Origin of the sequence: Streptomyces sp. NPDC093064, assembly GCF_044754605.1 — a bacterium.
Classification (GTDB): Bacteria; Actinomycetota; Actinomycetes; order Streptomycetales; family Streptomycetaceae; genus Streptomyces.
Window position 1 is genome coordinate 119,911 of sequence record NZ_JBIVPK010000019.1, and the last position, 21,901, is coordinate 141,811.

At 68.8% G+C, this 21,901-nt stretch carries 12 protein-coding genes and 1 pseudogene; 2 read left to right on the top strand and 11 right to left on the bottom strand.

Going from position 1 to position 21,901, the window contains the following annotated elements:
- Nucleotides 1-24: 24 nt before the first annotated feature.
- The gene (locus ACIQFZ_RS23290) at nt 25-3,480 is read right to left on the bottom strand and encodes a ThuA domain-containing protein (RefSeq protein WP_402692041.1); all 3,456 of its coding nucleotides are present in this window, start codon (nt 3,478-3,480) and stop codon (nt 25-27) included.
- 881 nt (nt 3,481-4,361) lie between these two features.
- On the opposite strand from ACIQFZ_RS23290, the gene ACIQFZ_RS23295 reads away from it, so the two are divergent.
- The gene (locus ACIQFZ_RS23295) at nt 4,362-7,370 is read left to right on the top strand and encodes a family 16 glycoside hydrolase (protein WP_383058299.1); all 3,009 of its coding nucleotides are present in this window, start codon (nt 4,362-4,364) and stop codon (nt 7,368-7,370) included.
- A gap of 840 nt (nt 7,371-8,210) precedes the next feature.
- Here ACIQFZ_RS23295 and ACIQFZ_RS23300 read toward each other — a convergent pair.
- The 3 genes from ACIQFZ_RS23300 to ACIQFZ_RS23310 all read right to left on the bottom strand — a co-directional run bounded on the left by ACIQFZ_RS23300 (nt 8,211) and on the right by ACIQFZ_RS23310 (nt 10,581).
- A complete protein-coding gene (locus ACIQFZ_RS23300) occupies nt 8,211-8,669 on the bottom strand; it encodes a DUF6174 domain-containing protein (RefSeq protein ID WP_402692042.1) in 459 nt (152 codons plus the stop codon).
- Nucleotides 8,670-8,750: 81 nt separating this feature from the next.
- Nucleotides 8,751-9,962 carry a globin domain-containing protein gene (locus tag ACIQFZ_RS23305; RefSeq protein WP_365775984.1) on the bottom strand — a complete coding sequence of 404 codons (1,212 nt, stop codon included), beginning with the start codon at nt 9,960-9,962 and terminating at the stop codon, nt 8,751-8,753.
- A gap of 91 nt (nt 9,963-10,053) precedes the next feature.
- Nucleotides 10,054-10,581, bottom strand: a complete 528-nt coding sequence (locus ACIQFZ_RS23310) for a MarR family winged helix-turn-helix transcriptional regulator (protein ID WP_402692043.1) — start codon at nt 10,579-10,581, stop codon at nt 10,054-10,056.
- Nucleotides 10,582-10,621: 40 nt separating this feature from the next.
- On the opposite strand from ACIQFZ_RS23310, the gene ACIQFZ_RS23315 reads away from it, so the two are divergent.
- Nucleotides 10,622-11,578 (top strand): DMT family transporter, encoded by a 957-nt coding sequence (locus ACIQFZ_RS23315; protein ID WP_402692044.1) that lies wholly within the window; start codon nt 10,622-10,624, stop codon nt 11,576-11,578.
- On the opposite strand, the gene ACIQFZ_RS23320 is transcribed toward ACIQFZ_RS23315, so the two are convergent.
- From ACIQFZ_RS23320 to ACIQFZ_RS23350, 7 genes and pseudogenes are all read right to left on the bottom strand, one after another.
- Nucleotides 11,575-14,274, bottom strand: a complete 2,700-nt coding sequence (locus ACIQFZ_RS23320) for a M4 family metallopeptidase (RefSeq protein WP_402692045.1) — start codon at nt 14,272-14,274, stop codon at nt 11,575-11,577. The genes ACIQFZ_RS23315 and ACIQFZ_RS23320 overlap by 4 nt on opposite strands.
- A 160-nt stretch (nt 14,275-14,434) precedes the next feature.
- On the bottom strand, nt 14,435-15,577 hold the full coding sequence (locus ACIQFZ_RS23325) for a helix-turn-helix domain-containing protein (protein WP_402692046.1): 1,143 nt from the start codon (nt 15,575-15,577) through the stop codon (nt 14,435-14,437).
- A 342-nt stretch (nt 15,578-15,919) separates the two neighbouring features.
- Entirely contained in the window at nt 15,920-16,819 is a 900-nt protein-coding gene (locus ACIQFZ_RS23330) for an ABC transporter substrate-binding protein (protein WP_383058306.1), read from the bottom strand.
- Nucleotides 16,820-16,867: 48 nt separating this feature from the next.
- On the bottom strand, nt 16,868-18,283 hold the full coding sequence (locus tag ACIQFZ_RS23335) for a M24 family metallopeptidase (protein WP_402692047.1): 1,416 nt from the start codon (nt 18,281-18,283) through the stop codon (nt 16,868-16,870).
- A gap of 56 nt (nt 18,284-18,339) precedes the next feature.
- Nucleotides 18,340-19,755, bottom strand: a complete 1,416-nt coding sequence (locus ACIQFZ_RS23340; RefSeq protein WP_402692048.1) for an MFS transporter — start codon at nt 19,753-19,755, stop codon at nt 18,340-18,342.
- A gap of 241 nt (nt 19,756-19,996) precedes the next feature.
- Nucleotides 19,997-21,199: an NADP-dependent malic enzyme gene (locus ACIQFZ_RS23345; RefSeq protein ID WP_402692049.1), complete on the bottom strand. Its 1,203-nt coding sequence runs from the start codon at nt 21,197-21,199 to the stop codon at nt 19,997-19,999.
- A gap of 466 nt (nt 21,200-21,665) precedes the next feature.
- Nucleotides 21,666-21,901, bottom strand: a pseudogene (locus tag ACIQFZ_RS23350) (ornithine cyclodeaminase family protein); the annotation flags it as partial.

Sequence of the window (21,901 nt, forward strand, 5' to 3'; positions counted from 1 at the left end):
GCACAGGCCGCACACTCCGGACCGTCAGCTCACGCTGATCCGGACCGCTCCGGTTGTGATGTGTCCCTTGTTGTCGGTGACGGTGAGGTGGGCGGTGTAGCTGCCCTTGCGGGCGTAGGTGTGCTGGACCGTCGCCGTGTCCGCCGTCTTGCTGCCGTCACCGAAGTCCCAGTGGTAGGACTTCACGGTCCGCCCGGCCTGAAGGCTTGCCGTGCCCTTGAGCGACACGGCCAGCGGCGCGGCGCCCTCCCACGGCGAGGCCGTGACCGCCACGCTGCCCGCGGGGCGCTGCTGGACGCCAGGACCGTTGAAATGCAGCCAGTCCAGAGCCAGCAGATCCGCCTTGTCGGCCGACCACTCCGGGTTGTGGAAGACGACGTACAGCTTCATCGTCCCGCCCGGGTCGGCCAGATCGACCGTCGGCGAGACGAGGTTGCCCCAGCCACCGGTGTTGGGGATGTGGGCCGTGCCGAGGAGCTTCCCGGTGGGCGAGCCCGCCCGGAACTCCACGTCACCACCGATACCGCCGGACGCCGCGCCGACGGTCACCGAGTCGATGCCCTTCAGGTGAACCGGATCGAAGGCGATCCAGTCGCCGTCCTCGATCTCGACGAGCCGCTTGCCGCCGGAGGCGTCGGCCCGGTCCCCTATCTGGGCGCCGCCGTTGGAACCGCCGGTGGCGGTGTAGTGCTCGGCCTCACGGAACGTGGGACGCAGCGTCAGCGCCGCGGAGCCGGTGAGGGCCGGCACGCCCGGGGCGCCCTTGTCCTCGTACTGCGCGCTGATCCCGGCGTACAGGTTCTGGCCCGGGCCGTGGCTGTCACCGGTGTCGGTCACGATCTCGCCCTCGCACCCGGTGTAGTTGTCCAGCGGGTGCAGGTGCGTGTCGTGGCCGAGCTGGGACTGCACGACCACACGTTCGCAGTCGATCGTGCCGTCCTCCGGGTCCTTGACCTTGACCCTGAAGGGAATGGTGTCACCGAAGGCGAACATCCCGCCGTTCGGCGGCTGTTGGATCGTCACCTCGGGTCGGGTGTTGCCGACGGTGATCTCCTTCACCGCCGCGGCCTCCAGCCCGCCGGGACCGGTGACCGTGAGGCGGGCGGTGAACACACCCTTGTCGCGGTAGGTGTGCGTGGGGTTGGCCTCGGTCGAGTCGACGGTCCCGTTCCCGTCGAAGTCCCAGGCGTACGTCACGGACTTCCCGTCCGGCACGCCCGACCCCTCGCTGGAGAACTTCACCGTCAGCGGCGCGGGACCGTTGTCCGGGCTTGCCGCCGCCTTCGCGGTCGGCAGCCGTCCGTCCTGGACGTAGTCGATGCGGTAGATGCCCGACCCTTCGTTGCTGCCGCCGCGTCCGGTCCCGCTGCCGAGACCGAAGTCGATCACGTACAGGGCGCCGTCGGGGCCGAACTCCGCCTCGAAGGGCTGGTTCCACTTCATGTCCGCGAAGATGGAGTTGATCGACAGCAGGTCGCCCTTCTTGGCGGCCGGGAAGCGGGAGTTCTCGAAGGACTGGTCCTGCTGCTGGAACGAGAAGGTCTTGAACCACTGGCGCGTCAGCTCGTAGGTGAACCACTTCTTGTCGAAGTAGGCGGGGAACTTGGCCTTGTACGGGTTGTTCTTGTCGTACGCGTAGACGGGCCCGCCCATCGGGCCGCCGCCGCCCGTCCCGAGCTCGGGGAACTCCTTCGAGGCCGAGTACGCGTACCACACCACCGCGGGCTGGGCGGGCGGCAGTTCGCGCAGGCCGGTGTTGTTCGGCGAGTCGTTCACGGGCGCGCCGCAGTCGAACTTCGGTCCGGACTTCTTCGTCGCGAAGTCGTAGTCGTTGAACGGGATGTTGTTGCCGATGCAGTACGGCCAGCCGAGGTTGCCGGCCTTGGTGACCCGATTGAACTCGACCGTGCCCTCGGGGCCGCGGTTGGGCACCTCGCTCTTGGCGTCCGGACCGTAGTCGCCGATCATCAGCGCGTCGTCGTGCGGATCGATGGTGATCCGGAACGGGTTGCGCATCCCCATCACGTAGATCTCGGGGCGGGTCTTGTCCGTCCCGGGTGCGAAGAGGTTGCCTTCGGGCACGGTGTACGTGCCGTCGGCCTCCGGGTGGATGCGCAGGACCTTGCCGCGCAGGTCGTTGGTGTTGCCCGCGGTGCGCTGGGCGTCGAAGGCGCGACGGCCTTCGCGCTCGTCGATCGGGGTGAAGGCGTCAGACTCGAACGGGTCGGTGTTGTCGCCTGTCGCCGCGTACAGGTTGCCCTTGGTGTCCATGGCGAGCGAGCCGGCCATGTGCACGTTGGCGCGGGCCTCGCCCCGCTGGGTCGGGATGGTCAGCAGCTTCTTCTCGGACGCCGGGTCGACGCTGGAGCCGGAGGCGGTGAATCGGGAGAGGTTGAGGTGCTTCTCGGTCTTGTCCGAGTACAGCAGGTACAGCCAGTGGTTGTCGGCGAAGTGCCGGTCCAGGGTGAGGCCGAGCAGTCCGTCGGACTGGCTGGTCATCTCGGGGGTGTACTCGAAGTCCAGGGCGGTGGTGACCTTCAGGTTCTCCTGGTCGACGATCTTCAGCTTGCCGGTGCGCTCGATGAAGAAGACCCTCCGGTCGGGCGCGACCGCGAGCTCGAACGGGTCGGCCAGGCCGTCCGTGACCAGCGCGCTGCGCTGGAAACTGCCGGTCTTGGTGGCGGAGCAGTCGCCGGGCCTGGCCCCGGCCGCCCACTCGATGCCGCCGAGGAGGTGCTTGACGAACAGCGGCTCCGAAAAGGCGGCGGAGTCGTGGCCGCCGGCGGTGAACCAGGACCGGCCGCCGTCGTAGTTCTGGCACCAGGACCACGGGTGGTCGACGCCCTGGGTCAGGCCGGTGATGCCGTCACGCTGCTTGATCTGCGCGAGTGTGTGGACCTTGCCGGTGGGGTTGACCCGCCAGTTGTACCACTCCTCGGTGTGCTCCCACAGGTCCGGGAGGCCCTCGGTGGAGGGGTGCGCCTGGTCGAGCACCTTGACCCGGCCGGTCTGGACGGCCGGGTGCTGGTCGAAGACCGCGCCGACCAGGCCCCCGTACCAGGCCCAGTCACGCTCGCTGGCGGAGGCCGAGTGCAGGCCGATCCAACCGCCACCGCCGCGGATGTACTTCTGGAGGGCGGCGCGCTGGTCGGCGTCGAGCAGGTCGCCGGACTCGGGGGTGGAGTTGGTGTTGTTGAAGACGATCGCCTGGAAGCGGGAGAGGTTGGCGTCGGTGAAGGCGGCCGAGTCGTCGGTCGCCTCGACCTCGAAGTTGTTCTCCGCACCCATCTTCTTGATCGCCTCGACACCGGCGGGGATCGAGTCATGACGGAAGTTGGTCACCTTGGAGAAGACCAGGACCCGGAACTGCGGGTCGGCGTGCGCCGGGGGCGACGCGGCCACGGCCCAGGCGAGAAGGAGGGCAAGGAGTACGGCGAGGACGGGAAGGGGGGACCGAGTGCTGCGGACCAGTGGACTCATGGCGCTCCCGGTGCGAGTGAGAAAACTGCCTACGGGACATGGAAAGCGCTTACTGAGTTGCGCCGCTCAGAGTAGGTTCCCTTCGCGGGGCGGTCAACGGGGCCGGACGGTACGCGTGTTGCATGCGAGCAGACACGCCGCGGGAGAGCGGCTGCCTGCGGGACGTGGAGCGACTGCTGGTGTCGACCAATGACGGTAGGCGTCAGCTGGGTGAGTGCAAATGAGGCAGAGCACGGCTTCGAGAAATGAGGCTTGGGGTTTCCTCAAGCACGCAGTCCGGTTGAGGAAACCCCAGCCATGGGCCCGACCACAGCAGCACGGACAGATCGCCGGACTTCGAGACGCCGCCCGCGCGGTGGTCTCGGCCACCGCTGATCGTGAACTTCGCCCCGCATGCGTTTCGGACAGTAATGCACTGACACCCCGTCAGGTCTGCCCGATGGGCGGCCACTCGAATCAGGCCCACGAGCTGCGCTTTCGCGGTGATCGCTGCTACACCACCCGGCGGGACACCATCTCCAACAGTAGACAGCGGTGGTACCGCCGTCGCGGCGTACGAGCACCTGGACAAGGCCCTCCGTGAGCTGTGCGACGAGACGGGCCGCACACACCGACTACCGCTCGACATGCCAGTAGATCATCACGCCGGGGCCCCAGTAGCGCTGGTGCCACTCCCCGCGACCCAATCCCGAAGGCGCCCAACTGGGCTCCAGTGGCCGGACTTTGCCCTCACCGATGACAAAATATGGACGCACTCGGCAGAAGTCCCTACCGTGACGGCACAACCGTAGGAGCACCGACTCTTCGGCATCAGCATCCGCGTTTCCGTAAGCTCGACCGGAGTGCGATCCGGCGGCCTCCGGTCCCGTCCTGGAGGACCGATGCATCCACATCCGTTCCGCCGCGCCCGAAGACAGCTCACCGCTCTGCTCGTCGGCGGCTTCCTCGCGAGCGGGATAGCGGCCGCGCCCCCGTCCGCCGCCGCACTCGCCGACATCCCGCCGCAGGAACCCGGTGTCACCCTGCGTGTCTTCGACACCCAGGTCCCGCTCACCAAGCTGTGCACGCTCAAGCCGGGCCAGACGCCCAACCACGACAAGCTGATGCCGACCGTGGACTGGTCCTCGACCGACGACTTCGGCGGATTCGCCGACAACTTCTCGGCGCAGGCCTCCGGTTACCTCGTCATTCCCGCCAACGGAACGTACACCTTCCGTCTCACCAGCGACGACGGGTCACGACTCACCATCGACGACCGTGAGGTCATCGACCACGACGGGCTGCACGCCGCCGAGCCCAAGGACGGGACCGTCGAACTCACCGCAGGCTCTCACCCGTTCCGCATCGACTACTTCGAGCGCACCGGCGAGCAGCAGCTCACGCTCGCCTGGAAGCCGCCGGGGGCCACCGGCTTCACCGTCGTGCCGCGCGAGTCGCTGACCACCGACGCCGGGGTCGTACGGGTCACGTCGCCGGGCCGCAAGGAGTGCGAGGCCGGCGCGGACAGCCCCGGTGACGGACTGCCGCTCACCGACGTGCGCCCCGACCTCACCCTCACCGACTTGCGCCCGGACGGGTTCGAGCCGCAGGTCACCGGTATGGACTGGCTGCCCGACGGGCGGCTCGCCATCAGCACGTGGGGCGGGTCCCAGAACAAGGCGGGCGAGGTGTACCTCCTCGACCATGTCACCGGGAACACCAGCCGCGACAAGGTGACCGTCAAGAAGGTCGCGAGCGGGCTGCGCGAGCCGATGGGCATCAAGTACGTCGACGGCTCCCTCTACGTGTCACAGAAGCACGAGCTGACCCAACTCATCGACACCGACAACGACTCCGTCACCGACGAGTACCGCACCGTGGCCACCTGGCCCTACAGCGGGAACTTCCACGAGTTCGCCTTCGGGCTGATCTACCGCAACGGCTACTTCTACGCGAACCTGTCCGTCGCCATCAACTACGGCGGGGCGACCACCACCCCGCAGCCGGCCCCGGGCCGCGGCACCACGTACCGGGTCAGCAAGAAGACGGGGAAGATCCATCCGGTCGCGGGCGGTCTGCGCACGCCCAACGGGATCGGCTGGGGTCCGGGCGGTGACATCTTCACCACCGACAACCAGGGCGGCTGGCTGCCGGCCAACAAGCTCGTCCAGATCAAGCAGGACCGCTTCTTCAACCACTACACCGAACCGTCAGGCCGGTTCGACGACCGTCCTGTCAGCCAGCCGGTGTTGTGGCTGCCGCAGAACGAGGTCGCCAACTCCCCCAGCGCCCCCCTGTACTTGACCAAGGGCCAGTTCGCCGGGCAGATGCTCATCGGTGACGTCACCTACGGCGGGCTCCAGCGCGGCTATCTGGAGAAGGTGAAGGGCCAGTACCAGGGAGCCGTGTTTCGCTACACGCAGGGACTCGAAGCCGGCGTCAACCGGATCACCATGGGCCCCGACGGCGCGATCTACGCGGGCGGCCTGGGCGCCGACGGCAACTGGGGTCAGGAAGGCAAGCTCAAGTTCGGCCTGCAGAAGTTGACGCCGAACGGCGGCAACACCTTCGACATCAAGGAGATGCGGGCCGTGCCCGGCGGCTTCGACCTGGAGTACACCCAGCCGGTGTCCGAGGCCACCGCCGAGAAGCTGACCTCCCGCTACCAGGCCGAACAGTGGCGCTACACTCCGACATCGGACTACGGCGGCCCGAAGATCGCCGAGGAACGGCTCACCGTCCGCTCGGCGACGCTCGCCGACGACGGGCGCACGGTCCGGCTGCACCTCAACGGGCTCAAGCCCGGCCACGTCGTGCACGTGCGCTCGCCGCGCCCCTTCGCGTCCGCGTCCGGCGAGACGCTATGGAGCACGGAGGCCTGGTACACGCTCAACGCGCTGCCGGGACAGCAGCCGCCGCCCGCCACGCTGTACGAGGCCGAGGAGGCGCGCCTGACCGGCACGGCCGGCGTCAACACCAACCACACCGGGTACTCGGGCAGCGGCTTCGTCGACCGCTACACCACCGAGGGCAAGGTGGCCACGACGTTCGACGTGACGGTCCCCAAGGCCGGCGAGTACGACGTGAACCTGCGCTACTCGAACGGCCCCAACCCCTTCCAGGGCACCAAGTCCCTCTCCCTGTACGCCAATGGGGAGAAGCTACGCCAGACAACGCTCCCCTCTACGGGCACGTGGGACGCCTGGTCGACCCGGACCGAACGCGTCAGCCTGCGCGCGGGCCACAACACCCTCGCATACCGCTTCGACGCCGGAGACACCGGTCATGTCAACCTCGACCTGATCACCGTGCGTCCGCACGGCGCCCCGGTCACCCTCTTCGACGGCACCACCGTCTCCCAGACGCAGTGGCAGCATCCGGACGGGCGGCGCGTGGCGTGGCCGCTCGCCGCCGAGCAGTCGATGGAGGTGTGCTGCGGCGACATCCGCACCAAGGAGGCCTACCAGGACTTCAAGCTGCACGTGGAGTTCCGAGTTCCACTGCTGCCGGACGACGTGACCGGCCAGAACCGCGGCAACAGCGGCGTCTATCTTCAGGAACGCTACGAGGTGCAGATCCTCGACTCGTACGGTAAGGCCACGCTCGACACCAACGACGCCGGCGCAATCTACCTGAAGAAGGCCCCCGACATGAACGCGGGGACCGCGCCGGAGACCTGGCAGACATACGACATCACATTCCACGCGGCACGGTACGACGACAGCGGCCGCAAGACCGCCGACGCGCGGGTGACGGTCGTGTGGAACGGCAAGAAGGTCCACGACGACTTCGCGATCGACGGTCCGACCGGCGCCGGTGCGCCGGAGGGGCCGTCGGCTGGGGCGATCCGTCTGCAAGACCACGGGAACAAAGTGCGGTTCCGCAACATCCGGATACAACCTCTGAGTTGACGCACCCGCACCGCAGTCGCGCAGCCGTGGGGCGCGCCCACGAGGTCGTGGGCGCGCCCCTTTCCCGTTCTGTGCGGTTCAGGCGGCGCAGGGGTGTTGTCTGACCGACGCGAACCTGGTGGACGTGACGTGGTCGGAGCGGAATGGGCCGGATGCCATTGCCACGGTGATGCGGCAACGGTCCGTGCCGATCGGGGACGGCCGGTATCGCGTGCAGGGTTCCGGGAACCCCTCGGGGCGCCAATGGTCCTGGTCTCCGAGGTAGGAGCCCTGGGCCGCGTCGGCCGCTACCTGCCCCCAACGCCAAGCGCACCCGACGGGTGTGTCCACGGCTGGCAACAAAGAGAAATCTACGACGCCGGTTGGGGAGGGGCAGGCACTCCCTCTTCGGTCACCGCGCCGCGCTGAAAGCCGCCGAGCCCGCCGACAGCGAGCAGGCGTGACCCGCACCCGCCCGTCTGGACGGGCACAGCGTGCGCGAGCTGGTCGTCGGCGACGACGGCCAACCAGGACCTCTACGTCGGAGCCGCTACGATCTGACGGTCCGACACGGGAGCAGTGGGCCGAATGATGAGTGAGCCCGACCAGTCCGACGCCGCCATTGCGGACGAGCATGGGCAACCGGATGCCTCGGATGCGCCGGTCCGTGAGCGCGTAGCGAGAACTCTGAACGACGACGCACCCACGACTGCAACATCTCCTGCTCGGCATCGCTCAGCACCACCGGCGGGATCTTCGGTCCAGGACGACTCACACCAGACCAACGACGAATCTCCGACTCAGGACACCAACTGCTGCAACGTGTTCGTGCGGGCCGGCGGTCGGTCAGGCAGTGGGCGGTCAGGGGAGTTCGCGGTATTCAGTGATGTAGTAGTCGGCCTCGTCGTCGATGGCGTTCTTCTGCCAGTCGATGTGGACCTCGGTGGGGTGGGCGTCTGCGGCGAATACTGCACGGGCGACATCGGCGTGGCCTGCGCGTGCCTCCTGGACCTTGGTGAGGAGACCGCCCAGGGTCGGGACGTTCTGTGGATTGTCCTCGACGGTACGCCGGGCCGGCTCGTCGAGGCCGATCGCCTTGACGACCTTGCCGTTCACCACCGTGATCCGGTACTCCCCGAGGTCGCCCCGTTCTCCGGACTCGGAGAGAAGGCGGAAGGAGTACCGGTCCGGTTCGGGCCATCGGGCTTGCCTTACCTGGGCAGCCCCTTCGGCGGCCGGTGCAGGCCCTGTCCCGCAGCCGACCGCGGCGAGGACAAGCCCAGCAGACACGACGAGCAGATGCGTGCGTGTTCTCGTCATGAATGGCCCCCCGTAAGCTCAGTTGGCCCTTCGACGGTGTCACCGTTGATTCGGTTCCAGCCCCGGAGCGGGGTATGACGGTCAGTCCAGGTCGGCCTGCCACAGGTCGGGGCCGAAGACCTCGTACTGGATGTCGTGCGGGGCGACGCCGTGCTCGATCAGCCGGCTTCGTACGGCCTGCATGAAGGACAACGGACCGCACAGGTAGTAGAGGGCGTCGCCGGAGATGTCGACGGCGGTCGGGTCCATCAGGCCCTCGAAGACCCCGTTCACCGGTTCGAGGCTGTGTGCGTCCTTTTCGTACCAGAGGTACATCCGCGCGTCCCGCAGCGCCAGCACGTCGTTGACGACTTGCCGCCGCAGCGGGAAGGACGCCTCGTCGAGGTCGGCGTGCAGAACGGTGATCGACAGCCCGGAGTCCGCTGTGACCAGGTGCGACAGCATGCCCGCCATGGGAGAGATCCCGATGCCCGCGCTGGCGAACACCACCGGCCGTCCCGAGTCGTCGAGCACCACGTCGCCGTACGGCAGCGACAGCGTCAGAACGTCGCCCACCCCGACGGAGTCGTGCAGCAACGCCGACATCTCGCCGTCGGGGTCGCCCCCCTCGCCACGCAGCCGCTTCACCGAGAACTGGCGGTGCTCGCCGTCGTCGGCGCGGGTCAGGCTGTACTGGCGCGGCTGGAGCTTCCCGTCGGGCATCCGCATCCGGACGGTGACGTACTGGCCCGGCAGTGAGGTCTTCACCAGGCGGTCGTCGATCCGCTCGACCACGAAGGTGACCACGTCGTCGGTCTCCTTGATCTTCCGCTCCACCCGCCAGTCCCGCCAGACCGTCTCCGGCCGGACCCCGCGGGCGCTGTAGAGGCCGCGCTCCTGGTTGATCAGGACGTTGGCCATCAGCCAGTACACCTCGTCCCAGGCCGCGGCGACGTCTTCGGTGACCCCGTCGCCCAGGACGTCTCCGATCGCCCACATCAGGTGGTCGTGGACGATCTGGTACTGGTCCGGGCGGATGCCGAGCGAGGCGTGCTTGTGGGCGATCCGGCGCAGCAGTTGCTCCGGCACCCGTTCCGGTGTCTCCACCAGGGTCGTCGCGAACGCGGCCACCGAGCCGGCCAGGGCCTGCTGCTGATGGCCGTGCGCTTGGTTGCCGCGGTTGAAGACGCCGTCGAGGAGTTCGGGATGCTCGGAGAACAGATGCTGGTAGAAGCGCTGGGCGATTTCACCGATACGGTCGGCGACCACGGGGAGCGTGACGGTGATGACGGGGCGGGACTTGTCGGAGAGCACGTGCCTTCCCTCCCGAGTGTGGCGAGGACATCTGGCCCGCTCCAGGTACCCGTCACCTCCTGCGTGACACGGCCGCCCGGGACGCGGCGGGTCATTCGCTGCCGTCGGAAGGGCGCGGATCCTCCATGCGGGAGAGCCAGGTGGTGAGCAGCGTTTCGAGTGTCCCGGCCTCGGTGGGCGTCAGCAGATCCAGGAGCCGGCGTTCGTTGCGCATGTGGTCGGTGAACGCGCGGTCGATCAGTTCTCGGCCGGGTCGGGTGAGGGCGACGATCCGCCCGCGCTGGTCGTCGGCGGAACGGCGGCGGGTGACGAGTCCGGCCTGTTCGAGACGGTCGACCCTCTTCGTGATCGCACCGGTGGTGACCATGGTGTACGCGGCGAGTTCGCCGGGTGCCCTTTCGTAGGGCTCGCCGGCACGGCGCAGTGCGCACAGGACGTCGAACTCTCCCTCGCCGAGACCGTAGCGGCCGTAGACGAGGCAGAGCTCCTCGGTGAGCCGGCCGGCCAGGCGGTGCAGTCGGCCGATCACTCCCTGCGGGGTGATGTCGACGTCGGGTCGTTCGCGGCGCCAGTCGGCCTGGATGCGGGCTACGCGGTCCAGCGGTTGCGGATCGTCCATGGACACCATAGTAGCTTCCATGGAAGCTATATTACCTTCCATGGAAACCAATATACGCTGGGTGGCTCTGACCGCGGTCGCGCCGGTGGCCTGGGGAACCAACTACTTCGTCACCCACGAGTTCCTGCCGGCGGACCGCCCGCTCTTCGGGGCCGCCCTGCGGGCGCTGCCCGCAGGGCTCGTCCTGCTGGCCCTGTGCCGGCAGCGGCCACGCGGCGCCTGGTGGTGGCGGTCGGCCGTGCTCGGGCTGCTCAACGTGAGCGTGTTCTTCGTGCTCGTCTACGCCGCCTCCCAACTGCTGCCGACGAGCGTCGCCTCGACCGTCATGGCGGTGTCCCCGCTGGCGATGATGCTCCTCGCCTGGGTCCTGGTGTCCGAGCGGCCCGGCATCTCGCACCTGGCCGGCGCCGCGATCGGGCTCGGCGGGGTCTGTCTCATGCTGCTCACGGCGGCGGAGGGGGTGAGCGTGCCCGGCGTCCTCGCCTCGGCCGCGGCCATGCTCGTGTCGGCCTTCGGCCACATCCTGGCCAAGCGGTGGAGCGCCAGTGCCGACGTGCTCGCCTCGACCGCCTGGCAGCTCACCGCCGGAGGTCTGTTCCTGCTGCCGGTCGCCGCGGTGGCGGAGGGGCCTCCGCCCGCGCTCCACGCACCGGCGCTCCTCGCGTTCGGCTACGTGGCCTTGGTCGCCACCGCCCTGGCCTTCACCGCCTGGTTCGCAGGGTTGCGGCACCTGCCCGCGGGGACGGTGGGACTGATCGGGCTGCTCAACCCTGTTACGGGCGTACTGCTCGGCACAGTGGTCGCCGGAGAAGTGCTGACGGTCCGGCAACTGTGCGGGCTGGCACTCGTCCTGGCCGGAGTCGTCCTGGGCCGGCCCACGCGCGCGGGCCGACGCGGCAGCGGTCAGGCGCCGCCTCAACCGGTCGATCGGCACGACACGGGCGGCCACCGGTCGAACCGGTGGCCGCCCTCAGTGCCGTACTGCCGTCGAGGCTAGGCGCAGGTGTTCGCGAACGTCTCGCGGGTCACGACGTCCGTCGTGGCGGCCGTGGTGTCCAGCCAGACGGCGCGCTGGCCGTCACCGAGGGACGGGGCCAGCTGCGAGCCGGAGGAGCAGGAGACGCGGCTGAAGTTGTTCAGGCCTGCCAGCACGTCGGAGGTCTTGGCGACCTTCACCTTCGTGGGACCGTCCCAGGAGCCGAGGGAGCCCCAGATGGTGTACGTCGAGTACGCCAGGTAGTTGTCGTTCACGGAGAACTGGGCGACGTAGAGGCTCGACGGGTAGCGCAGGTTCGCCATCTGGTTCACGTCGTTGACCGGCGCCGAGCCCAGCGTGGTGCTCGGGATCAGGAAGCCGTTCGTCACGCGGTAGAAGACGCGGTCCGAGGTGAGCTGGATGTCCGAGATGTAGTTGAACAGGAAGCCGCCGATCCGCTTGTTCTGCGTGGTGCCGGTGGCGATGTCGTAGAGGTAGAGGTACGTGCCGTCACCGCCGGCCCAGGCGATGGTGCCGTTCTTCATGGCGAGGCGGGACGCCTTGGTGCCGGGCTGGGGCGTCACGTTGACCGTGGTGCCGTCGGCCTTGCGGAGCATGACGTCCTGCTCGCCGTCGGAGGTGGTGCGGATGTAGGCGAGGGCGCCGTTCTCGGTGACCGGCTCGGTCTCGTCCACGCCCGGCTCGTCGACCAGCTTCTTGATCTCACCCTGGCCCTTGTCGCCGGACTGGTAGACGCCGACGCCGTCGGCCGCGATCCGGGTGAAGACGACGCGGTCGCTGTCGAGGGACGGGTCGAGCAGGTAGGCGTCCTTCTGGGCCAGTTCGTGCTGCGGGTTCTTGGAGAAGCGGCCCACGGTGATGCCGAACGCGGCGCCGCCCTGGTCCCAGGCGATGGCGTCGCCGTGGCTGATGGCGTAGACGTCGCCGTTGATCTGGGCGGCCTGCTCGTCGACGCCGCCGTAGACCTCGTAGGCGGGCAGGACGTTGGCGCCGATGGTGGTGCCGTCGTGCGTGCCGCCCTTCTGCTCCCAGCCCTGCTCGATGCCGTGGGCGTCGAACGCGTTGTTGATCGCGGCGAGGTCGGCCGTGGAGACCTTCATGGACTTCGCGGCGAGGGTCACCGCGTTGCGCATGTCGGTGAAGCCGGACAGCGGGGTGAGGTAGTTCTCCGCGGCCCGGTAGATGATCTGGTCCGCGAGCTTGGTGTCGATGCTCTTGCGCATGTCCCACAGCGCGCCGCCGACGATGGTGGAGTTGGAGTGCACTCCGCCGTTGTCACTGTCGAGCGTGATGGGGATGTAGTCCTTCTGCGCGTTGCGGCCGTCGTTCAGGTCGCGCAGGGCGCAGTCCTTGAGCGGCTTGGTGCCGTTGCAGAGGTACTCGCCGACCAGGCCGGACGTGGGGTCGCTCATGGCGATGCCCTTGTCGGCGGTCTCCATGGCGTTGCCGAAGTAGTCGGAGATGGCCTCGTTGAGGGCGCCCGACTGGTTGAGGTAGACGAGTCCGGCGGCGTGCTCGGTGACGCCGTGCGTCATCTCGTGGCCGACCACGTCCAGGCCCACCGAAAGCGGCACGCCGTTCATGTGGCCGTACACCATCTTGGAGCCGTCCCAGAAGGCGTTGGCGTAGTCCTTGCCGTTGCTGGCGACGTTGACGACCGAGTAGATGCTGCCGCCCTTGCCGTCGACGCCGTCGCGGCCGAGCTGGTTCTTGAGGTACTCGTAGACCTTGACGGCGTTGACGTGGGCGTCGACCGCGCCGGAGGTGGTGTTCGCGCCGTCGAAGCGGTCGGTGGAGGACTTCACCAGCGGGACGTCGCCGGTGACCGGGCCGCCCGCGACGAGCGTGTAGTTCTTGCGCTGCGCGTCGTAGGTGCGTATCTGGCCACCGGTCCGCGCGTACATGTCGCGGGTGGAGTCGGCCAGGGTGTACGAGCCGTCCGCCTCCTGGTTGGCGTTCAGCTGCACCTCACTGCCGTCCACGCGCACACCCGTCGCCGTCACGGGAGCGGCGTCGGCCGCGTCGATGTTGTTGTACGACAGGGTGATGCCGCCGACGTTCGCGTCGACGTACACCTCCTGGCGCACCGGGCTGCCGTCAGCCCTGGCGCCGGTCACGGTGAAGTGCCAGGTCAGCGCGCCGCCATGGGAGTTGGGCAGGACGACGAGGCCGTGCTCGGCGGTCTTGGCGCCCCGGACGGTGCCCAGGCGCGCGTCCAGCGAGAACATCCGCTGCTTGGCGGTGGCCTCGGTGACCTTCGGGGTGGTGGAGACGGTGAGGTCGGTGTACAGCGTGCCGGTGGCGGAGAGGACCTTCTGGCCACCGTCGGCCGGCTCGGTCTGCACCGCGTACTCGGCGCCGAAGACCGGCACCCCGTCGTGCTTCTGCCGGAAGCGGACCGTGGCCTGCTTGCCGACCTTGGTGGTCTTCAGGGTCTGCAGGTCGGAGACCGGGACCTTGTACTTGTCCTGATGGGCCTCGAGGTGCGCGCGGGCCGCCTCGGCGGGGCTCCCCTTGCGGGTGGCCTTGTCCAGGCCCTCGGTCATGGCCGGCGCCACCGGTACCTGGTCGGCGGTGACGTTCGCGGGCTGCGGTGCCCCGTCCTCGGCCCAGGCCGGTGTGACCAGCAGCGACGCTCCGGTGGCCGCGACAACCACTCCGGTGGCCAGAGCCCGGCGGAGACCTCTTGTCCTCATGGGGAACACGGGAACCTCTCCATCTTGCACGGATACGTGAATCGCACCTGTACGCGGGGTGCACGGTCCCACGCGCTCGGTGGCCTCGATGTTTCGGTACGGCCCGTTCCGCGTACAAGAGATCAGCCCCGACGCAAATGTGCCGTGGCGCAAATGCGCCTCAACCGTGGTGGGATTCCGGTGGATTCGCGGGTGTCTCGTCCAGCCAGCCGGACCGGGCGGCATGCCAGCCCAGTTGGAAGCGGGTGGCGGCGCCGACCTCCTCCATGAGGGCGTGCAGGCGGCGTTGGACGGTACGGTGGCCCATGCCGAGCTGGCGGGCGATGGCCGCGTCGGTGAGGCCGACGTGCAGCAAGGCGACGATCTGCCGGTCGATGGCGTCGAGCCGGGACTTGCCGGGACCGTCCGGGCCGGGACCGGTATCGGCGGCGCGCAGCCGCCAGCCCTTCTCGAAGTACTCGTCGAAGAGCGAGCCGAGCGCGGTGAGCAGCCCGGTGCGGTGCACGACGAGCGCCACGGGTTCGCCCTCGCGCTCCGGGTCGAGGGGCAGCAGGGCGATGCGCCGGTCGACGATGATCAGCTTGATGGGCACCTTGTCGGCGACGACGATGTGCTGGCCCTCGGCCACGTAGGAGGCCAACGCGGAGGCGGTTGCGGGACTTTCGAGCCAGTCACGCTCGAGGACGCTGCGCATGACGACGCCGCGCCGGGCCATCTCGTGCTCGACCTCGTCGTGGTTCTCCTCGAAGGTGAGCACCGCGGGCACGCGTCGCAGCGGCAGCATGGTACACACCTCGCCGACGGCCTGGTCCTGCATCAGGAGCAGTCTGCGCCGGATCGCCGCGGCACCCGACAGCACCTCGATGGGCGCGCCCGTGGCATGGGCCTGGGCGGAGCGGTGCCGCTCGGCGAGGTCGGCGACCAGGGATTCGACGCGGTACAGCGCGGTGCGGCGGGATTCGAGGAGCGGGCCGAGGGCGAGCACCGGCGAGGCGGCGCGGTAGCGCGGGGCGCTCTCGTCGGTGCGGTCGGCGTTGGCCAGGCCACGCTCGACCAGGATGTCGAGGGCGCGCGCCACCTCGGCGGCCGGGCCCGTCGACCGGTCTGCCAGCGCGGCGGGATCACTGTCGGGCCGGTCGACGAGGAGCCGGTAGACGGCGCTCTCCCGGGGGCTCAGGCCGAGCTGGGTGAGCAGGGACGCGTCCGTGGGGTCCGGTCCGGCCGGGGCGTCACCCGGCGGATGTATTCCGTCGGTCCTCAACGCCCGGCCCTTGCCGAGGTGTTCCCGGAACTCGTCGCACAAGGACACTTCGTCCCGGCCGGCATCCCGCCGGCGATTACAGCGAACGCCCTGACTGGATCCTTTCCGTTCACCACCGTGTCGCGCCCCACCCCTGTTGTCCTGCTTCGCCGTTGATGGTGGTCAGGGTATCCACCCGCCCCGGGCAGCCCTCCGTCCGCTGCCGTCGGCATCCCCGGCCGGGGACGCGGCCGGGAGCAGGACCGTGAAACGGCCGACGCCTCACAGTGAACGCACCGACGACCGCCGGGTGCGGAACATCCGTTCCGCACCCGGCGGGTGCCGTCTGCCGTCCCGGCTGCGGCCGGCCCGGTACAGCCCCGCGCCCCCGGATCCGGCCGCTTCCTACGCGACCGCGTCCACCGCCCGGGTGTCCACGATCGACTCGTAGGCCACCGGCGCCGCCGTCAGTCCGGCATCGTGCAGGATCCCTGTCCACCGGTCGCAGGCGTCACGGTCCACGCGGACCGTGGCCCAGGTCCCGTTCTCCACCAGTTCCGCGGTGACCTCGGCGAGGACCTTGGGGTCCGCTCCGGGCCACTCGCTGCTGAACAGCGAACCGAGGTCGCCGGCGTCCCCGGTACGCAGCAGCCCCATGGCCTGGTCGATCGACCGGACGAACGGGACGAGCTTCGGGGTGAGTTCCTCCAGACGTTCCCGCAGGACGTAGTAGACGCTGTTCGGCATCCGCCCGCCGCGCTCCGCGTGCCGGTAGACGATGTGGCCCTGACCCGCGTGCTCCAGTTCGGTGGCGGTGCCGAGGTCGGCGATGAACGCGTCGCCCAGACCGCCGAGGAACAGCTCGCGCAGCATCTGCGTGGACAGGTCGTGCGCGAAGCGCGTCTGCCACGGATCGAGCCCGGCCTCGCGCATCAGTCCTCGGGTGAACTCCGCCGGCGCGGTGCCTCCCTGTCCCGGCGCGAGAACGGTCTTGCCGGTGAGCCAGGACAGCTCGAAGTCGGCGATCGGTTCCCGGGTCACGATGCTCATCGGGAAGCGGTCGTTCAGCTGGCAGACCGCCACGAAGTCACGGCCGTTGCCCGCGTACATCGCCGGCACCCACAGGCCGCCGAGTGCGACGTCCGCGGTGCCGTCCGCGAGGTCGTGCATGACACCGTCCCACGGGCTGCGCGGCTCGTACGGAACCTTCAGCCCATGGTCGGCGAAGATGCCGTGCTCGCGGGCGACGTACTCGGGCAGGTAGTTGGAGCCGTGGGCGGTCGCGCTGACGTTCAGGTTTTCCACTGATTTGCTCCGTGTTGGTTGTTGGTGTGCGGGAAGAGAGGCGCCGAACTACTCGCTGACCCGGTACGGTTCGACACTGGTGCGGCAAGTGAGGTTCTCGAAGCCGTCGTTCGTGACGACGTAGAGGTCACCGAGGTTGGAGCCGGCGACGAGCGGGTCGACCCACTGCGCGTGAAGGACGAAGACCATCCCCGGCTCCATCCGGTCGGTGTTGTGGGACGCCACGTTGTACTGCGGCAGCTTCGGCATCCCGATGGCGTGACCGAGGTTCGGGTTGTGCGGCCCCGGAGCCGCGGGATAGACGTGCATCAGCCGGCGGCCCTGGGCCTCCCAGTCCGCGTCCGGCACGTATTCGCGCCGTACGCGCCGGGGGGAACCGTCCGGCATGGCCTCCCAGTTGAACGGCATCGTCCTGGTCTCCTTGGAGGTCAGGTAGCCGCGCTCGACGTAGGCGTCGAACGCCGCGTCGTGGAGGTCGCTGAACTTGGCGCCCGGCTTGATGAGTTGCTCGGCGCGACGGACCGCGTCGACCGTCATCTCGAGCACTTCCTCCTGCTTCGCCGTGGCGGAGCCGATCACCATCATCCGGGCGGCCTGGGCGCAGTAGCCGAGATAGGTGACGTTGGAGATGTAGAGGTTGAGCAGGTCTCCGTTCTGTACGACGTGGCCGTAGGGCTTTCCGCAGTGCGTCCCGTACCGGTTGACGCCGATCTGGTAGCCGTCGCCGGTCTCCCCGCCTCTGGCCATCTGCGCGTAGGAGAAGGCCGCGTAGACCTCGTAGTCGGTGACGCCCGGGCGGGTGACGTGGCAGGCGGCCTCGTAACCGATGTCGATCAGCTGGCCGGCCGACCTGATGATCGCGATCTCGGCGGCCGAACGGACACGCTGCATCCTGAGCACGATGTCGGTCGCGTCCTGGAAGCCGGTTGTCGGCATGGCCGCGCTGAGCGCGGCCCAGAAGGTCCGTGCGGTGTCGTCGCCCAGGGTGCCGATCCGGCCGCCCTCGGCCCCGAGACGGCGGAGGATCGCGGCGCACGCCTCCACCGTCTTGTCGAGGGGCGAACCGGGCCGGTTGACGCTCTCGCGGCCGAACGGTGAGATCTGCCAGATCTCACCCACCAGCAGCGGTTCGCCACCCGGCGGTACCACGGCCGACTCGGTCCAGAACGACAGCAGTTCGAGCGGCTGGTCGGCGTCGGTCGGAATGACCAGCACTCCCTCGCGCATCCAGTCGCAGATGTAACGCAGGAACGGGTTGGACGTGTGGTACCAGCCCACCAGGCTGCTGTGCACCAGAGTCGCGTCGTATCCGGCGACAGTGGCGTCCCGCCGGATCCGTTCAATGCGGTCGGCGTACTCGTCCTCGGTGATCTGCTCGGCCGGTTCGAACTCGAAGCTGGGTTCGAAGTCGCGCAGGAGCGACTCCATGCGACGGTAGTCGACCGGGACGCTGTACTGTCTCATCTCTTTCCTTCCTTGTTGTGGCTCCAGCGGCGTCGAGCGCGGTGGGCTCACGTGGATCAGACCTGGCTCCGGTTGATCTCCTCCAGCGACAGCCGGTACGTCTCCGGTGCGAACCGGGCCGAGATCGCCAGCACGACGTACATCGAGGCGAGCATCAGGAAGACGCCGGACATGCCGTAGGCGTGGAAGATCGGAACCGCGATCAGGGGCATCACCGCGCCGGAGACGTTGCCGATGCCGTTGACGATCGAGGTGCCCAGTGCGCGGACCTCGGTCGGGTAGACCTCGGGCGACCAGGCCGCGAGCGTGCTGTTGAGCAGCAGCGCGAAGAACTGGAAGGTGGCCCCGAGGATCAGGATCAGCGCGACGCCCTTCGCGAAGAGCGCGAAGGCCACGGCTGCCGCGCAGCCGAGTACGGCGGCCCCGATGACCGTGGTCCGCCGGCCGAGCCGCTGCGCGAAGTAGGCCGCGGCGCAGGCACCGAGCAGGCTGCCGAAGTTCATCGTCATCGTGAACGCCAGGCTGTCGCTGATGCTGTAGCCCTGGGTGACCAGGATCGTGGGCATCAGTACGAGCAGGGTGATCTGGCCGCCGAAGGACATCCAGGACGCGGCCCCGATCGCGGCGGTGCGCTTCAGTGAGGTGCTGGAGAGCAACGACTTGAGCGGCACCGACTCGCCGACGACGTCCGGGATATCCGCCTCGGTGAGATACGGCGTCGGAGTGCCCTGAAGCTTGAGGGTCAGCCGGCCCGAGGCCATGACGGTCAGGGCCGCGTTGGCCTCCTCGACTCGCCCCTTCGACAGCAGGAACCGCGGGGACTCGGGCATGTATCTGCGGATGAAGACGACGAGCAGCGCGGGCACGGCGAGGAGCACGTAGAGCCAGCGCCAGCTCATCGAGGTGCCGCCGAGCATGTCGTTGAGGGGGCCGAGAACGACCAGGAAGAGGCCGAAGGCGACGAAGTTGCCCACACCACCGGAGCCGATGTTCAGCGACGCGGCCACCGTGCCCCGGTACTTCGTGGAAACCATCTCGGCCACGAGCGCCAGGCCGACGGTGAACTCGCCACCGAGCCCGATGCCCACGATGAACCGTGACACCTCGAGCAGGAACTGGTTCGGCGCCGCGGCGCTGAGGAGTCCGCCGAGGGTGTACAGCACCAGGTTGAACGAGAGCGCGTACCGCCGGCCCTTGCGGTCGGCGAGGTATCCGGTGCCGAGTCGGCCGACGAGACCGCCGATGATCATGATGGTGTTCAGGAACGCCAGATCGGACGTGTCCATCCCGAAGCTGGCTTTGAGGCCTTCGGTGATCGCTCCGGTGGTGTCCTGCTCCAGCGCGTCGAAGAACATCCCGGCGAGGACCATGATCACCACTGCCCAGTGGGCGCGGGTCCAGCCGATGCGTTCCATCACCGCGGAGAGGCCCCCCTGCGAGGGTGCCGTGGTGTCGTAGCTTTCCATGCTCATGTGAGGCTCCGTGAAGGTCGGGCCAAACCCCGGCGCGGTGTGGATCACGGCGTCGGGACGATGAGGGCTAGCAGCGTTCTGATCGACGTGTTCGCGATGAGGAGCTTCGGCGGGTGGTCCGCGGTCGGCGTGACCGCCCTGAGGTGCCGTAGCGTCCGGACGCCAGGACAGTTGTTCTGCCTGTGCGTTTGTCTGGAACCGATGTGGTGGAGCTGATGTGGTGGCTGGTCGGGCCGGAGGCCTACCTCCTGGCGACGCCCTCCGCGCGGGCCGCCTCGGCGACCGCCGCGGTGACCGCCGGCGCGACCCGCTCGTCGAACGGCGACGGGATCACCTTGTCCGCGCTCAGTTCGGCGGCCACGACTGCGGCCAGCGCCTCGGCCGCCGCCAGCTTCATCCCCTCGGTGATCCGCGAGGCGCGCACCTGAAGTGCGCCCGCGAAGATGCCCGGGAAGGCCAGCACGTTGTTGATCTGGTTCGGGAAGTCGCTGCGGCCGGTGGCCACCACGGCGGCGTACTTGTGCGCCACAGTCGGGTGGATCTCCGGGTCCGGGTTGGCCATGGCGAAGATCAGGCAGTCCTTCGCCATCGACGCGACCGCCGGCTCGGGTACGGTGCCGCCCGAGACGCCGATGAAAACGTCGGCGCCCTCGAGCGCGTTCGCCAGGGGGCCGGACAGTCCCGCCTTGTTGGTGAGACCCGTCAGCTCGCGCTTGACGTCGGTCAGGTCCTCGCGGTCGTGGCTGATGATGCCCTTGCGGTCACACACCGCGACATCGCCGATGCCGGCCTCGACCAGGATCTTGGAGATGGCGACCCCTGCCGCGCCCGCGCCGGAGATCACGGCGCGCAGCTCGCCGAGCGAACGTCCCGTCAGCTTCGCCGCGTTGCGGAGCGCGGCGAGCGTGACGACCGCCGTGCCGTGCTGGTCGTCGTGGAAGATCGGAATGTCCAGGCGCTCCTGAAGCCTGCGCTCGATCTCGAAGCAGCGGGGAGCGGAGATGTCCTCCAGGTTCACCCCGCCGAAGGACGGCGCGAGCCGGGCGACGGTTTCGACGATCTCCCAGCAGTCCAGCGCGATGGGCACGGCGTTCACCCCGCCGAACTGCCTGAAGAGGATGGACTTGCCCTCCATGACCGGCAGCGACGCCTCCGGCCCGATGTCGCCGAGCCCGAGCACCGCGCTGCCGTCCGTGACCACCGCCACCACCTGGGACTTCCAGGTGTAGTCGTGGACGAGCCCGGGCTGTTCCGCGATCGCGGAGCACACCTTGGCCACGCCCGGTGTGTAGGCCAGGGACAGGTCGTCCTTGTCCCGCACCGGCACGGTCGGCTCGACGGCCATCTTGCCGCCGCGATGCAACGCGAAGGCCGCATCCATGAGTTGTGCTTCGTTCCCGGCGACGTCGCCGTCGTTGAGAGGATTCACGGTATCCGCTGACACTGATTTCTGCTCCTTTGTCGTAGTCGTCATGGCCACGTTCCGCCGGAGGTCCCCCGACAACTCGGGTTGTGGTACGAAATGGTTGACGGTGACGCTTGACGTCGAGGCGGCCTCGAAAGACGTGCCGCTCGACCGCGGTGGAGGCCTGGAGAAACCTGCTGTGATCGGCCGGCCGGTCAGGGGCCTGGGCCTCGGTTGTCGCATCCGGCTGGTCGTGGCCGGTCCTGGATCCGCGGCACGGCTCGGTCAGTGGTGGTGACGGCCGTGTGGGAGCAGCGAGTTGTACTGGCCGCAGTGTGGGTGGGTGGGTGGTGCCTTGCGGCGTCCGTTCGCCATGTATGTGGTCTCATGGCGGCGGGCGGGCCGCCGCCATGAGATCCGTTCACCGGGTCGGGCGGCGGCGATCCCTCCACTCGGTCCGCCGCCCGGCCCGTGCGGGTCGGTGCCCGCTGGGTCCCCCAGCCGGTCAGGACAGGTGTACTTCGGTGCCGATGCCCTGGCGGCGGGCGGCGTCGACGACGAGCCGGGCCGCCACCACGTCCTGGATGCCGACCCCGACCGAGTTGTAGAGCGTGACGTCGTCCCCGGAACGCCGCCCGGGAGCCCGGCCGGTGATGACGTCGCCGAGTTCGGTACGGAAGTGCTCCGGGGTGATCGCCCCTTCCCGCATCGGGATCAGCACCTCACCGGACTCATGGGAGG